General features: G+C 66.5%; 24 protein-coding genes. 6 read left to right on the top strand and 18 right to left on the bottom strand.

What is annotated here, in order from left to right:
* Positions 1-46: 46 nt before the first annotated feature.
* The 3 genes from DFR24_RS21230 to rpoE form a co-directional block, all read right to left on the bottom strand.
* A complete protein-coding gene (locus DFR24_RS21230; protein WP_133883440.1) occupies positions 47-1,090 on the bottom strand; it encodes a MucB/RseB C-terminal domain-containing protein in 1,044 nt (347 codons plus the stop codon).
* The gene (locus tag DFR24_RS21225; RefSeq protein ID WP_133883439.1) at positions 1,087-1,686 is read right to left on the bottom strand and encodes a sigma-E factor negative regulatory protein; all 600 of its coding nucleotides are present in this window, start codon (positions 1,684-1,686) and stop codon (positions 1,087-1,089) included. Before DFR24_RS21225 ends, DFR24_RS21230 begins: the two co-directional genes overlap by 4 nt.
* 114 nt (positions 1,687-1,800) lie before the next feature.
* Entirely contained in the window at positions 1,801-2,379 is a 579-nt protein-coding gene (rpoE, locus tag DFR24_RS21220; RefSeq protein ID WP_133883438.1) for an RNA polymerase sigma factor RpoE, read from the bottom strand.
* A gap of 111 nt (positions 2,380-2,490) precedes the next feature.
* Here rpoE and nadB point away from each other — a divergent pair, with 111 nt between their 5' ends.
* Positions 2,491-4,086 (top strand): L-aspartate oxidase, encoded by a 1,596-nt coding sequence (gene nadB, locus DFR24_RS21215; protein WP_133883437.1) that lies wholly within the window; start codon positions 2,491-2,493, stop codon positions 4,084-4,086.
* 76 nt (positions 4,087-4,162) lie between these two features.
* On the opposite strand, the gene DFR24_RS25210 is transcribed toward nadB, so the two are convergent.
* From DFR24_RS25210 to DFR24_RS21190, 5 genes are all read right to left on the bottom strand, one after another.
* Positions 4,163-4,669: a methylated-DNA--[protein]-cysteine S-methyltransferase gene (locus DFR24_RS25210; RefSeq protein WP_133883436.1), complete on the bottom strand. Its 507-nt coding sequence runs from the start codon at positions 4,667-4,669 to the stop codon at positions 4,163-4,165.
* The gene (locus tag DFR24_RS21205; RefSeq protein ID WP_133883435.1) at positions 4,666-6,111 is read right to left on the bottom strand and encodes a DNA-3-methyladenine glycosylase 2 family protein; all 1,446 of its coding nucleotides are present in this window, start codon (positions 6,109-6,111) and stop codon (positions 4,666-4,668) included. The genes DFR24_RS25210 and DFR24_RS21205 overlap by 4 nt, the downstream gene beginning before the upstream one ends.
* Positions 6,112-6,254: 143 nt before the next feature.
* On the bottom strand, positions 6,255-6,809 hold the full coding sequence (locus DFR24_RS21200) for a lipocalin family protein (protein WP_133883434.1): 555 nt from the start codon (positions 6,807-6,809) through the stop codon (positions 6,255-6,257).
* Entirely contained in the window at positions 6,806-7,258 is a 453-nt protein-coding gene (locus DFR24_RS21195) for a protein YgfX (RefSeq protein WP_133883433.1), read from the bottom strand. Before DFR24_RS21195 ends, DFR24_RS21200 begins: the two co-directional genes overlap by 4 nt.
* Positions 7,255-7,500, bottom strand: a complete 246-nt coding sequence (locus tag DFR24_RS21190) for a succinate dehydrogenase assembly factor 2 (RefSeq protein ID WP_133883432.1) — start codon at positions 7,498-7,500, stop codon at positions 7,255-7,257. Before DFR24_RS21190 ends, DFR24_RS21195 begins: the two co-directional genes overlap by 4 nt.
* Before the next feature lie 88 nt (positions 7,501-7,588).
* Here DFR24_RS21190 and DFR24_RS21185 point away from each other — a divergent pair, with 88 nt between their 5' ends.
* The gene (locus DFR24_RS21185; RefSeq protein ID WP_133883431.1) at positions 7,589-8,359 is read left to right on the top strand and encodes an NYN domain-containing protein; all 771 of its coding nucleotides are present in this window, start codon (positions 7,589-7,591) and stop codon (positions 8,357-8,359) included.
* Between the two features lie 31 nt (positions 8,360-8,390).
* Positions 8,391-8,792: a hypothetical protein gene (locus DFR24_RS21180; RefSeq protein ID WP_133883430.1), complete on the top strand. Its 402-nt coding sequence runs from the start codon at positions 8,391-8,393 to the stop codon at positions 8,790-8,792.
* A 90-nt stretch (positions 8,793-8,882) separates the two neighbouring features.
* Here the strand turns inward: DFR24_RS21180 and DFR24_RS21175 are convergent, their stop codons facing one another.
* Positions 8,883-9,272, bottom strand: a complete 390-nt coding sequence (locus DFR24_RS21175) for a VOC family protein (RefSeq protein ID WP_133883429.1) — start codon at positions 9,270-9,272, stop codon at positions 8,883-8,885.
* Between the two features lie 153 nt (positions 9,273-9,425).
* On the opposite strand from DFR24_RS21175, the gene DFR24_RS21170 reads away from it, so the two are divergent.
* Positions 9,426-10,334, top strand: a complete 909-nt coding sequence (locus DFR24_RS21170) for a metal-dependent hydrolase (RefSeq protein WP_162851361.1) — start codon at positions 9,426-9,428, stop codon at positions 10,332-10,334.
* 167 nt (positions 10,335-10,501) lie between these two features.
* Here the strand turns inward: DFR24_RS21170 and DFR24_RS21165 are convergent, their stop codons facing one another.
* The 5 genes from DFR24_RS21165 to DFR24_RS25430 are packed head-to-tail and all read right to left on the bottom strand — an operon-like array spanning position 10,502 to position 14,104.
* Entirely contained in the window at positions 10,502-11,287 is a 786-nt protein-coding gene (locus DFR24_RS21165; RefSeq protein ID WP_133883427.1) for a succinate dehydrogenase iron-sulfur subunit, read from the bottom strand.
* Positions 11,288-11,331: 44 nt separating this feature from the next.
* Positions 11,332-13,134 carry a succinate dehydrogenase flavoprotein subunit gene (sdhA, locus tag DFR24_RS21160; protein WP_133883426.1) on the bottom strand — a complete coding sequence of 601 codons (1,803 nt, stop codon included), beginning with the start codon at positions 13,132-13,134 and terminating at the stop codon, positions 11,332-11,334.
* A gap of 5 nt (positions 13,135-13,139) precedes the next feature.
* Positions 13,140-13,517 (bottom strand): succinate dehydrogenase, hydrophobic membrane anchor protein, encoded by a 378-nt coding sequence (gene sdhD / locus DFR24_RS21155; protein WP_133883425.1) that lies wholly within the window; start codon positions 13,515-13,517, stop codon positions 13,140-13,142.
* A 15-nt stretch (positions 13,518-13,532) separates the two neighbouring features.
* Positions 13,533-13,940, bottom strand: a complete 408-nt coding sequence (gene sdhC / locus DFR24_RS21150; protein WP_133883424.1) for a succinate dehydrogenase, cytochrome b556 subunit — start codon at positions 13,938-13,940, stop codon at positions 13,533-13,535.
* Between the two features lie 44 nt (positions 13,941-13,984).
* The gene (locus DFR24_RS25430) at positions 13,985-14,104 is read right to left on the bottom strand and encodes a DUF1674 domain-containing protein (protein ID WP_366518957.1); all 120 of its coding nucleotides are present in this window, start codon (positions 14,102-14,104) and stop codon (positions 13,985-13,987) included.
* Positions 14,105-14,391: 287 nt separating this feature from the next.
* Here DFR24_RS25430 and ygfZ point away from each other — a divergent pair, with 287 nt between their 5' ends.
* A complete protein-coding gene (ygfZ, locus tag DFR24_RS21140; RefSeq protein WP_162851360.1) occupies positions 14,392-15,090 on the top strand; it encodes a CAF17-like 4Fe-4S cluster assembly/insertion protein YgfZ in 699 nt (232 codons plus the stop codon).
* A 21-nt stretch (positions 15,091-15,111) separates the two neighbouring features.
* Here the strand turns inward: ygfZ and DFR24_RS21135 are convergent, their stop codons facing one another.
* A complete protein-coding gene (locus tag DFR24_RS21135) occupies positions 15,112-16,110 on the bottom strand; it encodes an NAD-dependent epimerase/dehydratase family protein (protein WP_133883421.1) in 999 nt (332 codons plus the stop codon).
* 91 nt (positions 16,111-16,201) lie between these two features.
* Positions 16,202-17,668 carry an IMP dehydrogenase gene (gene guaB, locus DFR24_RS21130; RefSeq protein WP_133883420.1) on the bottom strand — a complete coding sequence of 489 codons (1,467 nt, stop codon included), beginning with the start codon at positions 17,666-17,668 and terminating at the stop codon, positions 16,202-16,204.
* Positions 17,669-17,726: 58 nt separating this feature from the next.
* On the opposite strand from guaB, the gene xseA reads away from it, so the two are divergent.
* A complete protein-coding gene (gene xseA / locus DFR24_RS21125; protein ID WP_246051741.1) occupies positions 17,727-19,061 on the top strand; it encodes an exodeoxyribonuclease VII large subunit in 1,335 nt (444 codons plus the stop codon).
* A gap of 16 nt (positions 19,062-19,077) precedes the next feature.
* On the opposite strand, the gene DFR24_RS21120 is transcribed toward xseA, so the two are convergent.
* The gene (locus DFR24_RS21120) at positions 19,078-20,664 is read right to left on the bottom strand and encodes a hypothetical protein (RefSeq protein WP_133883418.1); all 1,587 of its coding nucleotides are present in this window, start codon (positions 20,662-20,664) and stop codon (positions 19,078-19,080) included.
* Between the two features lie 35 nt (positions 20,665-20,699).
* Positions 20,700-22,493 carry an aspartate--tRNA ligase gene (aspS, locus tag DFR24_RS21115; RefSeq protein ID WP_133883417.1) on the bottom strand — a complete coding sequence of 598 codons (1,794 nt, stop codon included), beginning with the start codon at positions 22,491-22,493 and terminating at the stop codon, positions 20,700-20,702.
* Positions 22,494-22,513 lie beyond the last annotated feature (20 nt).

Genomic DNA, 22,513 nt, shown 5'->3' with positions numbered 1-22,513 from the left:
GCGTCCCGGTCGGCGAAAGCCGGCCCTGGTGGAACGTCTGCGCCCGTCAGGGCGTCGAGGCTTGCGCCGTCAACGGCGCAAAGGCGGTATCGATGTTGTCGCCGATCATCTTGATGGTGCGGCGCGGCGCCTCACCGACGACCGTGATCTGCACTTGTCCGACCGAACGGCTGTAGGCATTCAACGGACCCATCTGGTCGATGCGGTGGTCCGCCGACGCGGTGGTGGTCGCTTCCGGCGCAGTGCGTAGTACCCGGTAGACGGAAATCGCGCTCAGCCCATCCGACAGCAGCAGATGCTCGCGTACACCGGCCGGAGACGCGCGGATTTCGCGTCGAACGACGCGGAAACCCGGCGGCAACTTGCTGAACTGGGCCGAAGCCGCCTCGGCGGTCGTCTCCTCGGCGACCGGCTCGCGCTCATGGGCCTGCGCGATGGCATCCGCGGCGGCTGCGGTGGACTGGCGGGCCTGGTCGGCCGGCACGTCCTGCGCGAACGCGGATTCGGGGATGCTGGCCGGGAAACGGACTTCGGTGAAGAACATCTGCTCGAGCAGGCGGCCATCCGGCGCCACCAGACTCAGCTTGAGCGGAACTCGGGATTCGCTGTCGGCCCACAGTTCATAGCCGTAGCGGAACTCGTCGCGGGGCGCGATCGCGATACCGCGGCAGTTGCGGCCCGCCACGCGCGCCTTGCCCAGTTCCTTGAGTTCGTAGACACCGGCGATCTGCTTCAGCCGCTCCTGCGAAAGAGGCTTGAACAGGCTCTTGGGCGTGGTCGGACGATTCGCCGTCAGGCGCTGGTCCTTGGGCAGCAGGCAGGTGACCTTGTTGTTCTGCTTGAGGACTTCGCGGACTTCGCCCGTCATCGACTGCACGCGCTCGCGCTCGGAGCCGTCCTCGAACCGGTGCGTGACGCGGAACGTCTCGAGGATGTCGTCGCCCCGATACACCAGCACGCCCTCGTAATTCGCCATCCGGGCCGCCTGGCTCATCTTCACCAGCCAGTCGCCGGCCTCGTCTCCGGCCCGCGCTCCGGAAGCCAGCACCAGGCCGGCCGCAAGACACGCGAGACGACGAGCGCTCTTCAAGGCTGATCGTCCGTCTGCGACCGGTATTCGGCCGTGTGCGCGGCGAAGCGCGCGTACCTCAGGGTGCCACCCACGCCTTCGTCGGCGATCGCGTTGCTGTGATCCATCAAATACTCGCGGAGCATCTGCGAGTGCGCGTCGTCGGTCGTCGCGACGGTGCGCAACTCCGGTGTCTGCGACCAGCTGGCCACGGTGCCCGCCGGAATCATGTTGGAGTCACGGCCACCGCTGGCCGGACCGTTCTGAGGCTGGATGAACATCACCGCGGCGGCTCCGACCGAAGCGGCGGCGGCGAACCCGATGGCGGGCTTCCAGATGGAGGCCATGCGGCCGCGCCGGTTGGCCTTGTGCACGGCAAGGTCCACGACCTTGGCGTTGGCGGTGGCGGGGATGGCGTCCAGCTTGCCCATCACGTCAGCGCAGATGCAGGGCTGCTGCTTGGCGATACGGGTACCGACGCCGGCTTCGCGCACCAGGCAAAGGCGGCTCCACTGCACGCCCAGCTCGGGCGAACGGTCCAGTTCGTCCAGAAGGCGATCCAGCTCCGCGCTGGAACATTCGCCATCAAGCAACGCAGACAGGGAATCCTGAGGCATTGGGGACACCATCTTCTAGGTCAGTTCGCCACGGTTCGCACGACGTACCTCAGCTAAACCGCAGCTTAACGGGAAAGTTCCGCGCGCACGACGAAAGGAAGGGTTTTCCATCAATCACTCGATGAGTGGCTTGAGCACGAGATCGATGGCTTCGCGCGCCCGGAAGATACGCGAGCGAACGGTACCGATCGGACAATTCATGACCTCGGCGATCTCTTCGTACGAAAGCCCCTCGAGTTCGCGCAGCGTGATCGCCTGGCGCAGATCCGGCGGCAGCTTGGCGATCGTCTGGGTGACCTTGTCCTTGATCTCCTCGGACAGCAGCACCGCCTCGGGCGTGTCGACGTCGCTCATCTGCTCGGTATGCCCGAACTGCTCGGCATCCTCGACATCGATGTCCTGATTGCTCGGCCGGCGCCCACGCGCAACGAGGTGGTTCTTGGCGGTGTTGATGCCGATCCGGTACAGCCAGGTGTAGAACGCGCTCTGCCCGCGGAAACCATTGAGCGCGCGCCAGGCCTTGATGAAGGTTTCCTGTGCGACGTCCGGCGCGTCGGCGTCGCCCACGAGACGCCCGACCAACTGAATGATCTTGTACTGGTACTTCCTGACGAGCAGTTCGAACGCGCGACGGTCACCCGCTTGCGCACGTTCGACGAGCTGCTCGTCGATTCCAGGTGGTTCTTCGCTCATCGACAGGGGTGTTGCGGAACGGTCGTCCTAAGTCCGATGGCCTTCACCAGCCATCGCTCCCTCGTTCCGCGTTCATAATCCCGCAAGTCTACCAAGCGGGGCTCGTCGGGGATGGGTTCGGACGTATTGATTCTGGGCAGCGGCGCCGCCGGCCTGACCCTGGCCCTGCGCCTGGCGCAGGCGGGACGGCAGGTCACGGTCGTCTCCAAGACGCGGCTGGAGTCCGGCTCCACGCTGTGGGCGCAGGGCGGCATCTCGGCCGTCCTGGACGCGGGCGACTCGCTCGAAGCCCATGTCCGCGACACCCTGATCGCCGGCGGCGGGCTGTGCGACGAGAAGGCCGTGCGCTTCACCGTCGAGCGCGGCCCCGACGCGATCCGCTGGCTGGTCGCCCAGGGCGTGTCCTTCACCCGCGACGACGACGACCCCTCGGGTTCGCGCCTGCACCTGACGCGCGAAGGCGGCCATAGCCATCGTCGCGTCGTGCATGCGGCCGATTCCACCGGCCGCGCCGTCGAGACCACGCTCGCATCGCTGGCCTCCAACCACCCGAACATCCGCATCCGCGAACGCGCGGTCGCGCTCGACCTGATCGTCGACCGCACATCGAAATCCGTGCAGGGCGTTTATCTCTACGATCGCTCGACGCACGAGGTCGAGGCGGTGCCCGCCAAGGTCGTCGCGCTGTGCACCGGCGGCGCCAACCAGGTCTACCTGTACTCGTCGAATCCCTACGGCGCGTCGGGCGACGGCATCGCGATGGCATGGCGCGCGGGCTGCCGCGCGTCGAACATGGAATTCATGCAGTTCCATCCGACCTGCCTGTATCACAAGGACTCGCGCGCCTTCCTGATCACCGAGGCGCTGCGCGGCGAAGGCGGCTACCTGCGCCTGCCGGGAGAGAACGGTGCGCCGGGCGAGCGCTTCATGCTGCGGTTCGACGAACGTGCCGAACTCGCCCCGCGCGACATCGTGGCCCGCGCCATCGATCACGAGATGAAGCGCCTGGGCCTGCGCCACGTGCTGCTCGACGTCACGCACCTGCCGGCGGACCTGCTGAAGAATCATTTCCCCGGGATCTACGCACACTGCCTGGAACTGGGCATCAACATCACCAAGGAACCGATTCCAGTGGTGCCGTCCGCGCATTTCACCTGCGGCGGCGTGGTGACGGATTTTCGCGCGCGCACCGACATCAGCAATCTGTATGCGATCGGTGAAGTCGCCTGCACCGGCCTGCACGGCGCCAACCGCCTGGCATCGAACTCGCTGCTCGAATGCCTGGTGTTCGCCACCGCGGCCGCCGAAGACATCCTCAACCGGCTCGACAAGCTGCCGGAGCCGCCAGCGCTCACGCCCTGGGACGCCTCGCGCGTGCGCGATTCCAACGAGGACGTCGTGGTCTCGCACAACTGGCTGGAGCTGCGCACGTTCATGTGGGACTACGTGGGTATCGTGCGCACGACCAAGCGCCTCGAGCGCGCGCTCAATCGCATCGAACTGCTCAAGCGCGAGATCCAGGACTACTACGGCAACTACAGCGTCAGCCACCACCTGATCGAGCTGCGCAACCTCGTGGTCTGCGCCGAGCTGATCGTGCGCTCGGCGCTGATGCGCAAGGAGAGCCGCGGGCTGCACTACACGCTCGACTACCCGGACAAGGTCGACGCTGCGCTTCCCACCGTGCTGCCGGGTCGCGACACCTGATCGGACCTGTAGCCCGGACGAAGTCCGGGATGGCCGCTACATCGACGGCGACGACCCCGGACTTCGTCCGGGCTACTCAGATGAGGTTCTGCTGCTGTCCCTCGTGCGCGAGCAGCCATCGCTTGCGCTCGATCCCGCCGCCGTAACCCGTCAGCGCGCCGTTGGCGCCGATCACCCGATGGCAGGGCACGATGATCGAGATCGGGTTCTGTCCGTTGGCCGCGCCCACCGCGCGCGGCGCATCCGGCAGACCGATGCGCCGGGCCTGTTGGCCGTAGCTGCGCGTCTCGCCGAACGGGATTTCCAGCAGCGCTTCCCACACCCGCTTCTGGAATTCGGTCCCCAGCATCTTCAACTCGAGATCGAACTCCCGGCGCTCGCCCGCGAAGTACTCGGCGAGCTGGCGACGCGCCTCTGGCACGATGCCGTCGTCGCGCGGCCCCAGCTCGGTGCGCGGCAACCAGCCGGTTTCGATCTTCATGTACAGCCCGCACAGCAGGCCGTCCTCGGCGATCAGCAGGATCGGCCCGATGGGGCTGTCGATACGCGTATGACGGCGCGTGGTTTCCATGATGTTGCTCATCCCCCGGATGCGAGTCCCAGCCACAGGTGCAACGACGCGTACGCACGCCACGGCCGCCAACGCTCCGCGGTGGCGATGACCTGCGCCGGACGCGTGAGTCCAACCGCTTTCATGACGCCCAGATCGGAATACGGAAACCCGTCGGGGTCGCGCAGTGCGCGCATCGCGACGTACTGTGCGGTCCACGGCCCGATGCCCGGAATCTTCTGGAATCGCTCGAGGCTGGCCTCGATGCGCATGCCACCGTCGAGATCCAGTTCTCCGCTGGCCACCGCACGCGCCATGTCGGAAATCGTCTGCGCGCGTCGCTGCGTGAGACCCAGGTCGATCAGTTCCTGCAGTTCGGCGCGCGCGATGCGCTCGGCTTGCGGCGCGTAGTACAGCAGTCCCGCGTACGGCGTCTGCGCCGGCTCTCCGTAGGCGCGCGCGAAACGCCCGAACAAGGTCGTCGCGGCTTTCACGGTGACCTGCTGCCCGAGCACTGCGCGCAGCGCGAGTTCGAATCCGTCGAGCGCACCCGGCACACGCAGACCCGGACGTGCCGCCACCAGCGGCGCGAGGCGAGGATCCTGCGACAAGGTCTGATCGATCAGCCCGGGGTGCGCGTCGAGATCGAACAGCCGGCGAATGCGCGGCAGCAGCTTGGCCAGCACCGGCACCAGGTCGGCCGAAATCTCCACCTCGAGCAGGTTGCGTCCCTCGGCCGGCTGCACGGCGATCCAGCCGCGACGGCCATCCAGATGCACGGTGCGCAGATAGCGGTTGCCCTCCGCGCACTCGACGCCGACGGCACCACGACCGACGAGAAAGGAACGCAGCTCGACCCAGGCCAGCGGCGGACGATAGGCGAGTCTCAACGTCACACCCTGCCCCGCCGCCTCGCCCGAGGTCTTCCGGAAACGCATCGGATTGAGTCCATAGCGTGACGTGAACAAGGCATTGAAGCGCCGCACGCTGGAGAACCCGCTGGCGTGCGCGAGCGTCGCCATCGGCAGGCGTGTCTCGGTGAGCAGGTGCTTGGCCAGCAGCAGGCGTCGCGTCTGGGCGAGCTGGATCGGCGTCACGCCGAACTCGCCGACCACCGCGCGCCGGAGCTGGCGCGACGACAGGCCGTACTCCTTGGCGAGCCGCTCGAAATCCGATTCGTTGAGCGCGCCCGACTCGATGCGCGCGAACGTCCAGTGCGCTGCGCTACGCGACGCATCGACGGGTGCAACGCCCGGCGCCAGCTCCGGCCGGCAGCGCAGGCAGGGGCGAAATCCGGAGCCTTCCGCGGCTGCGGCGTGGGAAAAGAACGTGCAGCGATCGCGACCCGGCGTGCGCGCCGTGCAGACCGGCCGGCAGTAGATGCGCGTGGTGGACACGCCGACGAAGAAGCGGCCGTCGAAGCGCGCGTCGCGCGACTTGATGGCCTCGTAGCAGAGCGCGGGGTCGAGTTGCATGCCGCTATTGTGGCGCGGCGGGGCGCAGCGGTCTGGCCGTTTTCGGACGCGGTCGCCCGTGTGGATTGCGTAGCCCGGACGAAGTCCGGGGGCTTTTCCTACACGGCGTCCGCCGTCCCGGACTTCGTCCGGGCTACGGACTGCTACAGCGGCGGCCGCGGCTCCTTCTCCGGCCACTGCTGCGGCACGCGCTTGAACTCGGCCATGTCGTAGCCCATCGCCGCGATCATGCCGCGATAGCGCGAGTACGAATCGTCGTCCATCTCCGGCCGTCGCGACATCAGCCACACGTAGTCGCGCTTGTTGCGCGCCACGATCGTCACCGAGTAATCCGGCTCCACGTGGGCGATGCGGTATTCGCCCTTGAACGGCCACAGGAACTGCATGCCCCACAGCGCGTTGTTCGTGTCGGGCACGACGAAACCCTTCGGCGTGTTCTTCGTCAGCTTCTTGTCGAACGAGCCGTCGCGGTAGCGGTAGGTCGTTGCGATGGTGCCGTCCTCGTCGAGCCGGTAGCTCTCGACCGGGTTGTGCGCATTGCGCTCGGGGAAGATCGGAATGAATCCGATCACGTACCAGTCGCCCATGAAACGCGGCAGCTCGACGTGGGGAGCCAGCGGAATGGGTTCACGCGCCGACGCGAACATCGCACAGCCTCCGAGCAGGATGGTCACGGCCAGCAGCAGCATCTTCTTCATGGAGCGGCTTTCGAATCGGAGGGATCTTGCACGCCGGCAGCAAGCTGCGTGCGCAGCCGGCGCAGCGCATCGGGATCCGCCTCGTCTCCCAGCAGCACGCGGGTCCGCCGTCGGCCGTCGGCGTCGCGGAAATTCAGGATCTGCAACGCGGACCACAGCACGCTGTCGTGCCGCAGCTTCACGTCGAGCCGCGTCCCGGCCGGGTTCCAGATCGACCACTGGCCCTCGGGATCCACTGCGATGCGCACGATGGCGGCCGGGCCGAAGCCGAACGCCGCATGCCGGCGCACCCGGACCCAGGACAGGCCGATGGCGAAGGCCACGCCGACCATCCACGCACCGGTTTCCATCGCCATCGGCAACAGCGCCAGCGGCAGCACGTGCAGCCAGAACATCAGCTGATGGGCACGCGCCGAGGGCTTGAGTGTCACGTCCAGCGCCAGACTCATGGCGCCTCCCGGTAGATGCGCAACTGCTCGATCAGCTCGCGGTATTCCGCCGGCGTCTCGACATAGCCCATCGTCCAGGACCAGATATCCGGGTCTTCGGCGGTCTTCAGGAGTTGCGCGAACGCCGCGCGCTCCGCGGCCGGAGCCTCGGCATAGCGGCTCGCGTGGTAGCGCATGACCATCACGTCGAGTTCCTTCATGCCGCGACGCAGCAACCAGCGCAGTCTTCGTTCGTCTTCCATGCGGTAATTGTCGACGATGCGGACAGGCGGCGCAGCCCGCCGATCGGCGTTCGCATCGGCTAGGCTGGGGTGGCCACGGGAGAATCGAATGTCCGCAACCCCCCATACCGCGCGGCTCGCCGTGCTGATCGATGCCGACAACACGACCAAGCTGGCGCCGATGACCGAGGCGCTGTTCGCCGAAATCGCAAAATACGGGACGGCCAGCGTCAAGCGCATCTACGGCGACTGGACGCAGCCCAACCTCGCCTCCTGGAAGAAGGTGCTGGCCGAGCACGCGATCCAGCCGATCCAGCAGTTCGCGAATACCTCCGGCAAGAACGCGACGGACAGCGCGCTGATCATCGACGCGATGGACCTGCTGTACACGAACCGTTTCGACGGCTTCTGCATCGTGTCCAGCGACTCGGATTTCACGCGGCTCGCCGTGCGTATCCGCGAGGCCGGCCTGACGGCCTACGGCCTGGGCGAGCAGAAGACGCCGAAGCCCTTCGTGTCGGCCTGCGACAAGTTCATCTATACCGAGCTGCTCGCCCCGGCCGAGGAAGCGACCGAGCAGGCTGCCCCGAAGAAGAAGGGCGTCAAGGAACTGCGCAACGACACCCGGCTGATGAGCCTGCTGCGAAACGGCATCAAGGCCAAGTCGGACGACGACGGCTGGGCGCACCTGGGCGCCGTTGGTCAGCACATCTCGAAACAGGCACCCGATTTCGACTCCCGAACCTGGTCGTACCGGAAGTTGAGCGACCTGGTCATTGCGATCGGGCTGTTCGACGTGGAACATCGGAAACGTCCCGACGGCGGCTTCAGCGCTCACTACGTGCGCGAGAAGCAGAAGGCGTCGCGCGACAGTTCATGAGACACACATAGAAAAAAAGGAGGAGAGGCCCTTGCGTAAAGCCCTGACCTGGACGGTCGCCGTGATCCTGGGCATCAATGGACTGGCGATGCTGCTGCTGCCGGACACCTGGTACCAACTGGTGCCCAGCGTGCCGCCAACGGGGCCGTTCAATCCGCACTTCGTGCGCGACATCGGCCTGGCCTATCTCATCTGCAGCTGGGCGCTGATCTGGTTCGTGCTCGACCCGCTGCGTGGCGCGGCAGCGGCGATCGCGGCCGCGGTACTGCAGATCGCGCATTCGTTCCTGCACGTCTGGGATCTTCTGGCCGGCCGCACCACGCTGAATTTCTTCCTGCAGGACTGCGTGCTGGTGATCCTGCCGGCGGTCCTGATGCTGTGGCTGGCCTGGCCCCGCGCCGGCGCGTCCGCGTCTCCTGCATCCGCTCGCTGAGACGCGACCGACATCCCGTAGCCCGGGTGCACCCCAGGGCTTCTGGCTCGCATCCGACGAGAAAAACCCCGGGTTGCACCCGGGCTACGGTCAGAGGTCCTTCGGATCGCCGTACGGCTTCGTGATGAGCTCCATCAGGTGATCATCCGGGTCGCGGAAGTAGACACCACGTCCGCTGAAGTGATGGTTGATCTCGCCGGGCTTCGTGCGCGCCGGATCGGCCCAGAACTCGAGCCTGCGATCGCGGATGCGCCGAAAGCTCGCGTCGAACTCCGCATCACTGACGAGGAAGGCGTAGTGCTGCGGTGACGGCGCCTTGCCAGTCTCGTAGTAGTCCATCGACACGCGGTTGGAGAGATCGACGACGAGGAAATGCATGAAACGCCGCGGCGGCGGCAGGCCAAGCATCTCGCTCAGGAAGTCAGCCGAGATCTTCTGGTCGCGGCACCAGACGATGGTGTGATTGAGCTGCACGGCCACGGGCGATCTCCTGTTCCGATCGGTCAGCCGTCGATATATCCCGCTCCCGCGGTCACGAACAGCCCCCTGGGGCACGCCCTGTCGCGATGCTTTTCCATACCGATCGGCAGATACTCCCCCGCACCCAGAGTGCAGCCAGCGGGGAGATTTCTCATGCGCAAGCTCGCATCGCATCCGATGGACGATTTTCCGGTCCGCCCGCTCACGTTCGACCTGGGCTCGGCGGAGGGCGAAGGCGTCGTCTGGAGCCGCACCTGCCCCGAGTTCGCGGTGTTCATCAACGCACTCGCGCTGCACATCCCGCACTTCGAGCGCTACCTGATCAAGGCGATGCGCGCGGCCCGCGAGCACATCACCGATCCGAAGCTACGTCGCGACATGACCGCGATCATCGGACAGGAAGCGCACCACGCGAAGAACTTCCTGCTCTTCAACGCGGCACTCGCGCGCCGCTATCCGAAAGTCGGACGGCACGACGCCGAGGCCGCGAAGGATTTCGCCGATCGCGCGGAGAAGGATTCACTCAAGCAGCTCGTCGGATTCACCGCGGGCTACGAGACCTTCACATTCCTGGCCGGCATCATCATCCTGAAGAACTACGAGCGCTGGTTCGCGGATTCGGATCCCACGCTCAAAGCCATGTGGATGTGGCACCAGGTCGAGGAGATCGAACACGGCGCGGTCGCGTTCGACGTGTACAAGCAGCTCTACGGCCAGCACGAGTGGTACCGGAAGTGGACGATCCTGCATGCGCTCACGCACATCGCGGTGCAGACGCTGAAGACCTATCCGCACATGGCGAAAGTCGAAGGCTGGCTGCGCAATCCGTTCAAGGGCGCCGCAAAGCTCTGGTTCTGCGTGCACATGCTGCTGCGACTGCTGCACGCCGCACTGCCGGTATTTCGCCGCAACTACGATCCGCGCAAGCATCCGATCGCGACGACCGCGCAGGATCCGATCCAGGTCGCGTGGCGGCGCTTCGAGGCGGCGGATGGCGACGTGCTGAAGATCGACCACGAGCGGATGGCGCAGATGCTGGGCGTCGCCGCAAAGCCTGCGTAGCCCGGACGAAGTCCGGGGTCGCGTTCCATAGGACGCCGGAAGGAAGGACGGGGAACAGCCCTGGACTTCGTCCGGGCTAGGGGCGCACGAGTCCGATCGAGTTCTTCGAGGAAAAGTGAAAAGGCCCCGCATGCGGGGCCTTTTCTTGAACCGATGAACGCGCGGTATCAGGTCCGGCGTTCGACCAGCATCTTCTTGGTCTCGGCGATCGCCTTCGCCGGGTTCAGACCCTTCGGGCAGGTCTTCGTGCAGTTCATGATCGTGTGGCAGCGATACAGCTTGAACGGATCCTCGAGCTGGTCGAGACGCTCGCCGGTGGCTTCGTCACGCGAGTCGATGATGTAGCGATAGGCCTGCAGCAGGATCGCCGGGCCCAGGTAGCGATCGCCGTTCCACCAGTAGCTCGGGCAGCTCGTCGAACAGCAGGCGCACAGGATGCACTCGTACAGACCGTCGAGCTTCGCGCGGTCTTCCTCGCTCTGCAGACGCTCGCGCGTCGGCGCCGGCGAATCGGTCTTGAGCCAGGGCTCGACGCTCGCGAGCTGCGCGTAGAAGTGCGTCATGTCCGGCACCAGATCCTTCACCACCGGCATGTGCGGCAGCGGGTAGATCTTGACGTCGCCCTTCACCTCGTCGCAGCCCTTGATGCAGGCCAGCGTGTTGGTGCCGTCGATGTTCATCGCGCACGAACCGCAGATGCCTTCGCGGCAGGAGCGGCGGAACGTGAGCGTCGGATCGATCTCGTTCTTGATCTTGATCAGCGCGTCGAGAACCATCGGCCCGCACTGCGACATGTCGACTTCGTAGCTGTCGACGCGAGGGTTCTCGCCGGTGTCCGGGTCGTAGCGGTACACCTTGAAGGTCTGCACCTTCTTGGCACCCGCGGCGGCCGGATACTTCCGGCCGGCCGACTGGTTGATCGTGGAATTCTTGGGAAGGGTGAACTGGGCCATGGGCTTGCTCGGCTATCCGCGTAGGTCGCGCTTGCTTGCTTTGATTAGTACACGCGCTTCTTGGGCGGGATCACGTCCACGTCCGAGTCCAGCGTGTTCATGTGCACCGGGCGATAGTCGATCTTCACGCCGGTGTCGGACTCGCGCCACGCGAGCGTGTGCTTCTGCCACTCGTGGTCGTCGCGGTCCTTGATGTCGTCGCGGGCGTGCGCGCCGCGCGATTCCTTGCGGTTCTCGGCGCAGACGATGGTGACCAGCGCCTGTCCCAGCAGGTTGTCCAGCTCCAGCGCTTCGACCAGATCGGAGTTCCACACCAGCGAGCGATCGACCACCGACAGGTCGTTGGAGAAAACCTCGACGATCGTCTTCAGCTTCGCCACGCCTTCCTGCATCGTCGGGCCGTCGCGGAACACCGCGCAGTGCTTCTGCATGGTCTTCTGCATGTCGAGGCGCAGGTTCGCCGTGAGCGTCTTGCCCTTGGCGTTGCGCAGCTTGTCGAGGCGTGCGATGCAGGCGTCCTCGGAGGCACTCGGAATCGGCTTGTGCGGCTCGCTGGGCTTGACCAGCTTGGCCGACTGGATCGCCGCGGCGCGGCCGAACACCACGAGGTCGAGCAGCGAGTTCGAGCCCAGGCGATTGGCACCGTGCACCGACACGCAGGCCGCCTCGCCCACCGCCATCAGGCCCGGCACGACGGTGTCGGGCTGGCCGTTCTTGAGCGTCACGACTTCGCCGGTGAACAGCGTCGGGATGCCGCCCATGTTGTAGTGCACGGTCGGCACCACCGGGATCGGCTCGCGCGTGACGTCCACGCCCGCGAAGATCTTCGCGCTCTCGGAGATGCCGGGCAGGCGCGCGTGCAGCAGCGCCGGATCCAGATGCTCGAGATGCAGGTGGATGTGATCGGCCTCGGCGCCGACGCCGCGGCCTTCGCGGATCTCGGTGGCCATCGAGCGGCTCACCATGTCGCGCGGCGCCAGGTCCTTCACGCTCGGGGCATAGCGCTCCATGAAGCGCTCGCCGTTCTTGTTCGTCAGGTATCCACCTTCACCACGCGCACCTTCGGTGATCAGGCAGCCCGAGCCGTAGATGCCGGTCGGATGGAACTGCACGAATTCCATGTCCTGCAGCGGCAGGCCGGCACGCAGCACCATCGCGTTGCCGTCGCCGGTGCAGGTGTGCGCCGAGGTCGCCGAGAAATACGCGCGACCGTAGCCGCCGGTGGCGAGGATCACCATCTGCGCGCGGAAGCGGTGCAGCTTGCCGGTCGACAGGTCCCAGGCCATGACACCACGGCAGGCGCCGTCGGCATCCATCAGCAGATCGAGCGCGAAGTACTCGATGAAGAACTGCGCCTTGCACTTCAGCGACTGCTGATAAAGCGTGTGCAGCATCGCGTGACCGGTGCGGTCGGCGGCGGCGCAGGTGCGCTGTGCCGGCGGGCCCGCGCCGTATTCGGTGGTCATGCCGCCGAACGGGCGCTGGTAGATCTTGCCTTCGGGCGTGCGCGAGAACGGCAGGCCGTAGTGCTCGAGCTCGATGATCGCGGGGATGGCCTCGCGCGTCATGTACTGGATGGCGTCCTGGTCGCCGAGCCAGTCGGAACCCTTGACGGTGTCGAAGAAGTGCCAGCGCCAGTCGTCCTTGCCCATGTTGGACAGGGCCGCCGAGATGCCGCCCTGCGCCGCAACGGTGTGCGAGCGCGTGGGGAACACCTTGGTGATGTTGGCCGTCTTCAGGCCGGATTCGGCCAGGCCCAGCGTCGCGCGCAGGCCGGAACCGCCGGCGCCGACGACGACCACGTCGTATTCGTGGTGAACGATTTCGTAGGAAGTGGAAGCGGTCATGTCGATCAGCTCAGCGCGACTTTCAGCACCGCGAAGATCGCGGCGACGGCAACGGCGACGTGGAAGAACTTCGAGAGCAGCAGGGCGGTCAGCTTCATGCCTTCGCCTCCCACGTAGTCCTCGATGACCACCTGCACGCCGAGCATGGAGTGGTACAGCGCCGTTGCGATGAACAGCACCAGCGTCACGGCGACGGCGGGATAGCTGACCCACCAGTGCACCTGCTCGAAGCTGGCGCCGTGCAGCCTGGCGACGCTGAACACGAACCACAGCGTCAGCGGGACCAGGGCGATGGCGGACACGCGCTGCACCCAGAAGTGGTGCGTGCCGTCCTTGGCGGAACCCAGGCCACGCGCGTGGCCCAGAGGAGAACGAAGACTCATGGCGAACTCCTCAGCTCAGGTCAGGTAGGCCAGGGCCCAGACCGCGACGGTCAGGACACCCGAAATGGCGACGACGGCATAGCCGCTCCGGTAAGCCGCCGGCAGGGAGAAGCCCTTGCCCACGTCCCAGAACAGGTGCCGGATGCCGTTGCACAGGTGATAGAGCAGCGCCCAGCTCCAGCCGAGCAGCAGGATCTGCCCGTACCAGGCCATCACGTGTTTCGAGTACGCGTGGTACGCGTCCGGGCCGTTCGACAGCGCGATCAGCCAGCCGGCCAGCAGCAGCGTGCCGAAGCTCAGGGCCATGCCCGTGACGCGATGCGTGATCGACAGCATCGACGTCAACTGGGGCTTGTAGTACGGCCCGATCATGAACGGCGACAGCGGCCGGTTCGGACCCGACGACGGTTTGGGTGTGGACATGGTTACCTTCAAGATCCGCGACGAGGCGCCGCGGACTACGTGGGTTAAAAATCGATGCAGCGGCCGTCCTTTTCCCAGTCGCCGTAGCGGGTCGGATCCAGGCCGCTTCTGCGGCCGCCGATTTCCGGGACGACGCCTGGAGCCTGCGTCGCTACAGGTGCCAGCTTCGGTGCCGGCGTCGAGTGCTCTGGCGTGAACCGGGCATTCGCAAGAAATTCCGCGAGCGGAACAACATCGTCCTGCTTCGGTCTGAAGCTGCGGACGACGGGATCGACGCGATCATTCATGGACGGCCGGGGCACACTGGGCTCGGGACCTTGGTATTTTCGCAAACCCGATGCCGCGCTCGCAACGAATGACCGATCCGTATTCCCTTTCCGAGCCACATCCGCTAACGACGCGATCCGCGGCGGAGGCTGGTTTTGCGCTCGATTCCTGGGCCTCGGTGCGCGTGTCCGGCGCAGACGCCGAAATTTTCCTGCAGGGCCAGCTAAGCGCCGATGTCGCCGCGGTGAAGCCCGAATGCGCGGGCTGGGCCTCGTACAACAGTCCCAAGGGCCGCATGCTGGCCGTGATACGCGTGGTCCGGAGCGCCGATGCGATCGATCTGCGGATGCCGCGCAGCCTGGTCGAGCCCGTAGCCAGACGCCTGCGAATGTTCGTGCTTCGATCGAAGGTCAGCCTCGTGCTGCCCGATCCTGCTGAGACCGACGAGCACGCCGACGCGCGCGATCGCGCCGAGCTGATCGAGGCCGGCGTGCCCGTGGTGTATCCGGAGACCCAGGACCGCTGGGTCGCGCAGATGGCGAATCTCGACCTGATCGGCGGCATCAGCTTCACCAAGGGCTGCTACACGGGCCAGGAAGTGGTCGCGCGTCTGCACTACCTGGGCAATCTCAAGAAGCGGCTGTTCCGCGTCAGTGGAAAGGGCGCCGTACCCGCACCCGGAACCGCGATCCGCGATTCCGCCGGGGACGGGCAGGCGGTGGGTGACATCGTCGATGCCGTCGCCGACGCCGCGGGCTTCACGGCCAGCGCGGTGTTGCAGGTGGCGGCCGCCGAGTCCTCAAGCCTCGTGCTCGACCGCAGCGGCGACGCCGCGCTGTCGCGGCCGCAGGCCTATCGCTACCCGGATCCGGTCACGCCCTAGCGCCGGGGCCGGGGGCCGGCCTCAACGGGCGAGCAGGCCCTCGTCGCACAGCCAGCGATGGCAGTCGGTGAGCATCTCGCGCAGGGTGTGGGTGCGATAGCCGAGTTCGCCGACCGCCTTGTCGGAGCGGCAGACGTAGGTGTCGGAGAACACCTCGACGATGTCCGGCGTGTAGATCGCAGGCTCGCCGGTGTGCTCTGCGATCGCCGCCTGGGCCCGGGCGAGGTCGGCCAGCAGGGCCGTCGGCAACGGGCGGGTGCGGTTGGGAATGCCCAGCAGCGCGGCCATCTCGGCTGCGACCACGTGCAGCGGCGCCGATTCGCCACCCAGGATGTAGTTCTCGCCGCGCCGGCCACGCGTGGAGGCCGCGACCTGCGCGCCCACGACGTCGTCGACATGGCACCACACCATCTGTCCCTGATCAGGGGCATACGGCAGCAGGCCGTCGCGCACCAGGAAGAAGAACGTGCCCCAGGTGCGTGAATCGTACGGCCCGAGAATGCCGCCGGGATTCAGGATCAGGGCGTTGAAGCCCTCGCTCGCGGCCCGACGCACTTCCTCCTCGGCGAGCCACTTGGAACGCGAGTAATGCAGGGGGGACGTGCCGCCGAGCTGCGGCGAGCGTTCGTCGATGATGCCCGGGCGGCCGCCGTACGTGCCCAGCGTCGAGGTGTGAACGAAGCAGCGGGCGCCGCGGCGGCGCGCGATCCCGAGCAGATGGCGGGTTCCCAGCACGTTGCTTCGATACTGCTGCTCCTCGCCCGCCGCCGCGAAGCTCAGGTCCGCGGCAACGTGGAACACGGTGTCGACGCCTTCGGGCACCGCGCGTTCGAGCGAGGCCGTATCGGTCAGGTCGCCGGCCACCAGGCGCACGGGAAACCGGCGCAGATGATCGAGATTCGACGTCGGCCGGTGCAGGGCGGTCACGGACCAGCCCTCGCTCGTCAGCCGCTTCACGAGGTTGATGCCGACGAACCCGGTGCCCCCGGTCACGAACGCGGTGCGTGCGCTGTCCTTCATCGCTCGACATCCTCTCCGGTTCGGCCGCGCGGCACGCCGCTGCAGGCGACGAACAACGGACGGACGATCGATGCGATCGCCCGCTTGGCCGCTACTGCGTGCGGTAGTTCGGCGCTTCCTTGGTGATCGTCACGTCGTGGACGTGGCTTTCCTTGATGCCGGCCGCGGTGATCTTCACGAAGCGCGTCTTCGTGCGCAGATCCTCGATGCTGCCGCAGCCCGTGTAACCCATGGACGCACGCAACCCACCGATCATCTGGTGCACGATCGCCGCCATCGGGCCCTTGTACGGCACGCGGCCTTCGACGCCTTCGGGGACCAGCTTCTCGACTTCGCTGGTGGTGTCCTGGAAGTAGCGATCCTTCGATCCCTGCGCCTGCGACATCGCGCCCAGCGATCCCATGCCGCGGTACGACTTGTACGAGCGGCCCTGGTAGAGCTCCACTTCTCCCGGGGCTTCCTCGGTGCCGGCCAGCATCGAGCCGACCATCACGGCATGCGCGCCGGCCGCGAGAGCCTTGGAGAAATCGCCCGAATAACGAACACCGCCATCGGAGATCAACGGCACGTTGCGCGACTTGAGCGCCTCGGCCACCGCCATGACGGCGCTGATCTGCGGCACGCCGACACCGGCGACCACGCGCGTCGTGCAGATCGAGCCGGGACCGATGCCGACCTTGACCGCATCGGCGCCCGCGTCGGCCAGTGCGAGTGCGCCCTCGGCCGTCGCGATGTTGCCGCCGATGACCTGCAAGTCGGGGTAATGGCGCTTGATCCAGGTGACGCGATCGAGCACGCCACGCGAGTGACCGTGCGCGGTATCGACGACGACCACGTCCACACCGGCCTGCACGAGTCCTGCGACGCGATCCTCGGTTTCCGGCCCGGTACCCACCGCGGCGCCGACGCGCAGGCGACCGCGCTCGTCCTTGCAGGCCAGCGGGTAGTCGCTCGACTTCTGGATGTCCTTGACCGTGATCATGCCGCGCAGCTGGAAGCCGGGGCTGACCACGAGCACCTTCTCGATGCGGTGCTGGTGGAGCTTGGCGATCACTTCCTCGCGCGACGCGCCTTCCTTGACCGTGACCAGCCGTTCCTTGGGCGTCATGACGACGCTCACCGGCTCGCCGTAGCGCGTCTCGAAGCGCAGGTCGCGGCTGGTGACGATGCCGACAAGGGTCTCGCCGTCGACCACCGGCACGCCGGAAATGCGGTTGGCGCGCGTGAGCTTGAGCACCTCGCCGATGGTCATGTTCGGCGGCACCACGATCGGGTCGGTGATCACACCCGACTCGTACTTCTTCACCGCGCGAACCTCGGCGGCCTGGCGTTCGGCCGTCATGTTCTTGTGCACGATGCCCATGCCGCCTTCCTGCGCGAGCGCAATGGCGAGCTTGGCTTCGGTGACCGTGTCCATCGCCGCCGACAGCAGCGGGATGTTGAGCACGATCCGCGAGGTAAGGCGCGTGGTCAGATTGACCTGGCGCGGGAGTACTTCCGAATAGGCCGGCTGCAGCAGGACGTCGTCAAACGTCAGGGCCTCGGTTTGAATGCGCATGAAAGGCTCCGTCGAGAACCTATTATACGGATCAGGTCGCCTTGTCCCTAGCCCTCTCTTGAACATTCCCGCATCCCGAACCGTCCACACGGTCTCCGAACTGGCGGAAATCCTTCGCGCGCTCGTCGAGGATTCGCTGCCGCGGCTCTGGGTCGAGGGCGAGATCTCGAACCTGTCTCGCCCGTCTTCGGGGCACTGGTACTTCACGCTCAAGGACGCCCAGGCGCAGATCCGTTGCGCGATGTTCCGCAACGCCAATTACCTCGTGCGACCGCCGCCGCAGAACGGCGACCGCGTGCTGGTTCGCGCCCAGGCGAGTTACTACGCCGCGCGCGGCGACCTGCAATTGATCTGCGAACACATGGAGCCGGCGGGCGAAGGCGCGCTGCTGCGCGCCTTCGAGGAACTCAAGCGCCGCCTGCTCGCCGAAGGCCTGTTCGATGCCGCGCACAAGCGACCGTTGCCGCGCCTTCCGCGCGCGATTGGCCTGATCACCTCGGGCACCGGCGCCGCCGTACAGGATGTGCTGGCAGCCTTCGCGCGCCGCTTTCCTCTGTTGCGCGTGTTCTTGTGGCCCGTCCCCGTGCAGGGTGCCGCGGCCGCGCCGGCCATCGTGCGCGCCCTCGCCGGCCTGCCCCGACGGGCGCCGGTCGACGCCATCCTGCTCGTGCGCGGCGGCGGTTCGCTCGAAGACCTGTGGTCATTCAACGAGGAGAGCGTGGCGCGCGCGATCCGCGCGTGTGCGGTTCCGGTCGTGACCGGCGTCGGTCACGAGACCGACACCACGATCGCCGATTTCGTGGCTGATCTTCGTGCGCCGACACCCACTGCGGCCGCCGAACTGATCACCCCCGATGCCGCGGTGCTGGGCGCCCGGCTCGAAGGTCTGGCAAGCACCATCGAAGGCGCGATGGCGCGTTCGATGGCGCGCTCGGGCGAGCGCCTGCAGCGCATGACGCAACGCCTGGCCCAGCTTCATCCCTCGCGTGCCCTGCACCTGCGTGCACAACGGGTCGACGACGCCGAGGCACGATTGTCGGCCGCGATGCTCAGGCATCTGCGCGACTCGAGGTCCCGCTTCAACGCCGCGCGGCAGCAGTTGTCGATCACCCGCTACGCCGCCGATCTTTCCGCTGGCAGCGCACGGATCGATGCCTTGCAGGTGCGCGGTGCGCTGGCGTTGAAGGCCAGGCTCGCGCTGACGCGTCAGCGCCTGGAGCGCAGCGACGCCCTGCTGCGCAGCCTCAATCCCGCGGCGGTTCTCGATCGCGGTTATTCGATCGCGCGAACGATGGACGGTACGGTGATCCGCGACGCGGACACGCTGCCGATGGGCGAAGAGTTCGAACTCACGCTGCCGCGCAACCGCGTGCGCGCGAAGCGCACGGGTTGAGCGGAGCGCCGATCGATCAGTCGGTCGCTGCGGGGATCAGGACCGTGATCGGAACGGTCTTGACGACCGTGATCGCAACGCCGGTGGTGGCGTTGGTCTGATTCGTCGTGAACGTCGCCGTGATCTCTTCGGCACAGCTCGTCGCGTTCACGCACTGCGTTCCGCTGGTCGGGGCCTTGGTTGCGCTGGCAAGAATACCGGCGCCCAGGACGCGGCCGCTGGTGATGCCCAGCGTGCCGCTGGCCTTGGTCGTCCACACCACGTCCTTGGTGATGTCCTGGACGTAATCGGCACCGGCCGCGTCGGGCCCGAAAGTCCCGGTGGCGCGCAGGCACAGGAACTTGCCGCCGGTGAGCTCCGCGGGGACTGCGCCATACGTCGTTTCGTTGACCTTGCAGACGCCGTCTTCCGAATTGCGCTGCGGACTGGAGGTAATCTCGATCGACCGCAGCAGCACGTCGCGCACCAGCAGCGGCAGCGTGTTCGAGGTCGTACCCACCACCGGCGGCGTATCCGTGGGTCTGGCGCCGAAGACGGCACTGAGGTCCGAAGTGCCGTCCGACTCGGGCGTGCCCGCCGTCGTCGCATTGTCGGGCACGGCGTAGACCAGCGTTCCGCGACCCAGCAGGGTCGAGCCGATGAACGTCGCGACGTCGGTGTCCGAGGACGTGAACGCACCCACCGCACCCGGCTGGAAGGACAGGTCCTGGAACTCGTTCGCATCGTCCGAGTCGCCGTCGCCGTTGGCATCGCCGAAGCGGGCGATCAGCTTGAGGAACTGCGAGGTGCCCTCCGCGAGGGTCGCCACGTAACCATCCTCGGGCTCGAGACGCAGGCCCAGCTTCTGCGGATTCGGCGTCGGAGGCGTCGGAATCGCCATGACCTGCAGATCGGCCTGGGCCGTCGTGGCCGGCTTCGTGGCGCAGGCGCCGCCGCGGACATTGAGCTTGGCGGTGATGGGCAGCGGCGCGCTGGGCGCGATCGCCCCGATGGACCCGGTCTCGGACAGCGTCGCGAATTCCGCGACCTCTTCCGGGTCAGCGTTGGTGAATTCGAAGATGGTCTGTGCAGTCAGATCGGTCTTCTTCCCGGCGATAATCGCCGTCGCCTGGAGCTGCTGGAACGAGCGCGGCACCATCTTCAGATCGTTCGGCGTGATCGTGATCGCGCCGGCCTCCTCGACGGTGACCGGGATCGTCGCGGTCATATTGAGGTACGTCGCGGTGACCGTGGCCGTGCCGGGGGACAGCGGCGCGATCGAGCCGTAATCGAACCGGTTGTCCGGACTGCCGGGAACGACCTCGTCGAAATTGCTGACCGTCAGGACGCTCGTGTCGCTGCTGCTCCACTTCACGCGGCGCGTGAAGTTACCGACGTCGTCATCGTCGAAGAAGATGAAAGCCTGCAGCACCCCGCGGACGCAGGTGTAAGCCTGGCCCGGGATCTGCTCGCCGCGGATGAAAGCCTCGTCGAACGTCGTCTCCGGTGTGACCTGGAGGATCTTCAGCGATTCGGGGCTCGCGCCGTCTCCGATACCGCTGCAGGAACCCAGCAGCAGTACAGCGGCGCAGCTGGCCGCAACGGTCTTGATCATCTTGGGCATTGTCTTCCTCGGGAGGCTCGCGGGGGCTTGGACCGTCACCGCGGCTCCGTGGTTTCAGTTGTCTTGACGAAAGTGCTGCGAATGTTGAGTTCGCGCAGACTCTTGGTGTCGACCGTGCCCGGGGCATTGGTCAGCGGATCGTGCGCGGTCTGCGTCTTCGGGAACGCGATGACCTCGCGAATCGAGGCTCCGCCGGCCATCAGCATCACCAGGCGATCCACGCCGATCGCCAAGCCACCGTGCGGCGGCGCACCGTAGGAAAGCGCCTCCAGCAGGAAGCCGAACTTTTCCTTCTGCTCCTCCGGCCCGATGCCCAGCAGGTCGAACACCGCCTGCTGCACGTCGGTGCGGTGGATACGTACCGAGCCACCACCGAGTTCGACGCCGTTGAGCACGAAATCGTAACCCTGCGAAACGATCGCACCAGGGTTGGCCCGGATCGCTTCGGCATCGAACTGCTTGGGCGCGGTGAACGGATGATGCGGCGAGATCCAGCGGTTTTCCTTGTCGTCGTGCTCGAACATCGGCCAGTCGACCACCCAGAGCGCCTTCCAGCCCTCGGAGACCAGGCCGACGTCGCGACCGACCTTCAGGCGCAGCGCGCCCAGGGCGTCGCTGACGACGCTGGACTTGTCCGCGCCGAAGAACAGCAGGTCGCCGTTGCCCGCGCCGGTGCGCTCCAGGATGCCGTTCAGCGCCGCATCCGAGAGATTCTTCACGATCGGCGACTGCAGGCCCTCTCGGCCCTTGCTGGTGTCGTTGACCTTGATCCAGGCCAGGCCCTTGGCGCCGTACTGGCCGACAAAGCCGGTGTACGAATCGATCTGGCCGCGAGACAGCTTCTCGGCGCCGCCCGGCACGCGCAGCGCCGTCACACGGCACTTCGGATCCTTGGCGGGATTGGCGAACACCTTGAAATCGGAATCCGCGACGAGGTCCTTGATGTCGACCAGCTCGAGCGGGTTGCGCAGGTCCGGCTTGTCCGAGCCGTAGCGCGCCATGGCCTCGTCGTAGGCCAGGTGCGGCAGCTGGCCGAGGTCCACGTTCAGCACGGACTTGAACAGCTCCTTCACCAGGCCTTCCACGATCTCCATGATCTGGACCTGCGTGAGGAACGAGGTCTCGATATCGAGCTGGGTGAATTCCGGCTGGCGGTCCGCGCGCAGATCCTCGTCGCGGAAGCAGCGCGCGATCTGGTAGTAGCGATCCAGTCCGCCCACCATCAGCAGCTGCTTGAACAGCTGCGGCGACTGCGGCAACGCGAAGAAGTGGCCCGGATGGGTGCGTGAAGGCACCAGGTAATCGCGGGCGCCCTCGGGGGTGGCGCGCGTCAGGATCGGCGTCTCCACATCGACGAAGCCGTTCTCGTCCATGTAGTTGCGCATGCGACGAATGACGTCGTGGCGCAGCCGCAGGCTCTTCTGCAGCGCCGGGCGGCGCAGGTCGATGTAGCGGAACTTGAGGCGCGTGTCCTCGCCGACGTTGTCGTCGTCGAGCTGGAACGGTGGCGTTTCGGCGCGGTTCAGCAGCTCGGCCTGCTTGGCCAGCAGTTCGATCTTGCCGGTGGTCAGGTTGGCGTTCTCGGTGCCGGCCGGACGCGGGCGCACGCGACCGGTGATCTTGACCACGTATTCCGACCGGAACCGGTCCGCGAGCGCGAAGGCCTCGGCGGTATCGGGGTCGAACACGCACTGGAGCAGACCCTCGCGGTCGCGAAGGTCGATGAAGATCACGCCGCCATGGTCGCGACGGCGATGGACCCAACCACAGACGGTGACAGTCTCACCGGTCAGGGCTTCCGTGACCTGACCACAGTAATGGGAACGCATGTATGCAGGGCACGGCTAAA

The organism is Panacagrimonas perspica (assembly GCF_004364935.1).
Lineage (GTDB): Bacteria > Pseudomonadota > Gammaproteobacteria > Nevskiales > Nevskiaceae > Panacagrimonas > Panacagrimonas perspica.
This window is presented reverse-complemented; position numbering and strand designations above follow the sequence as displayed.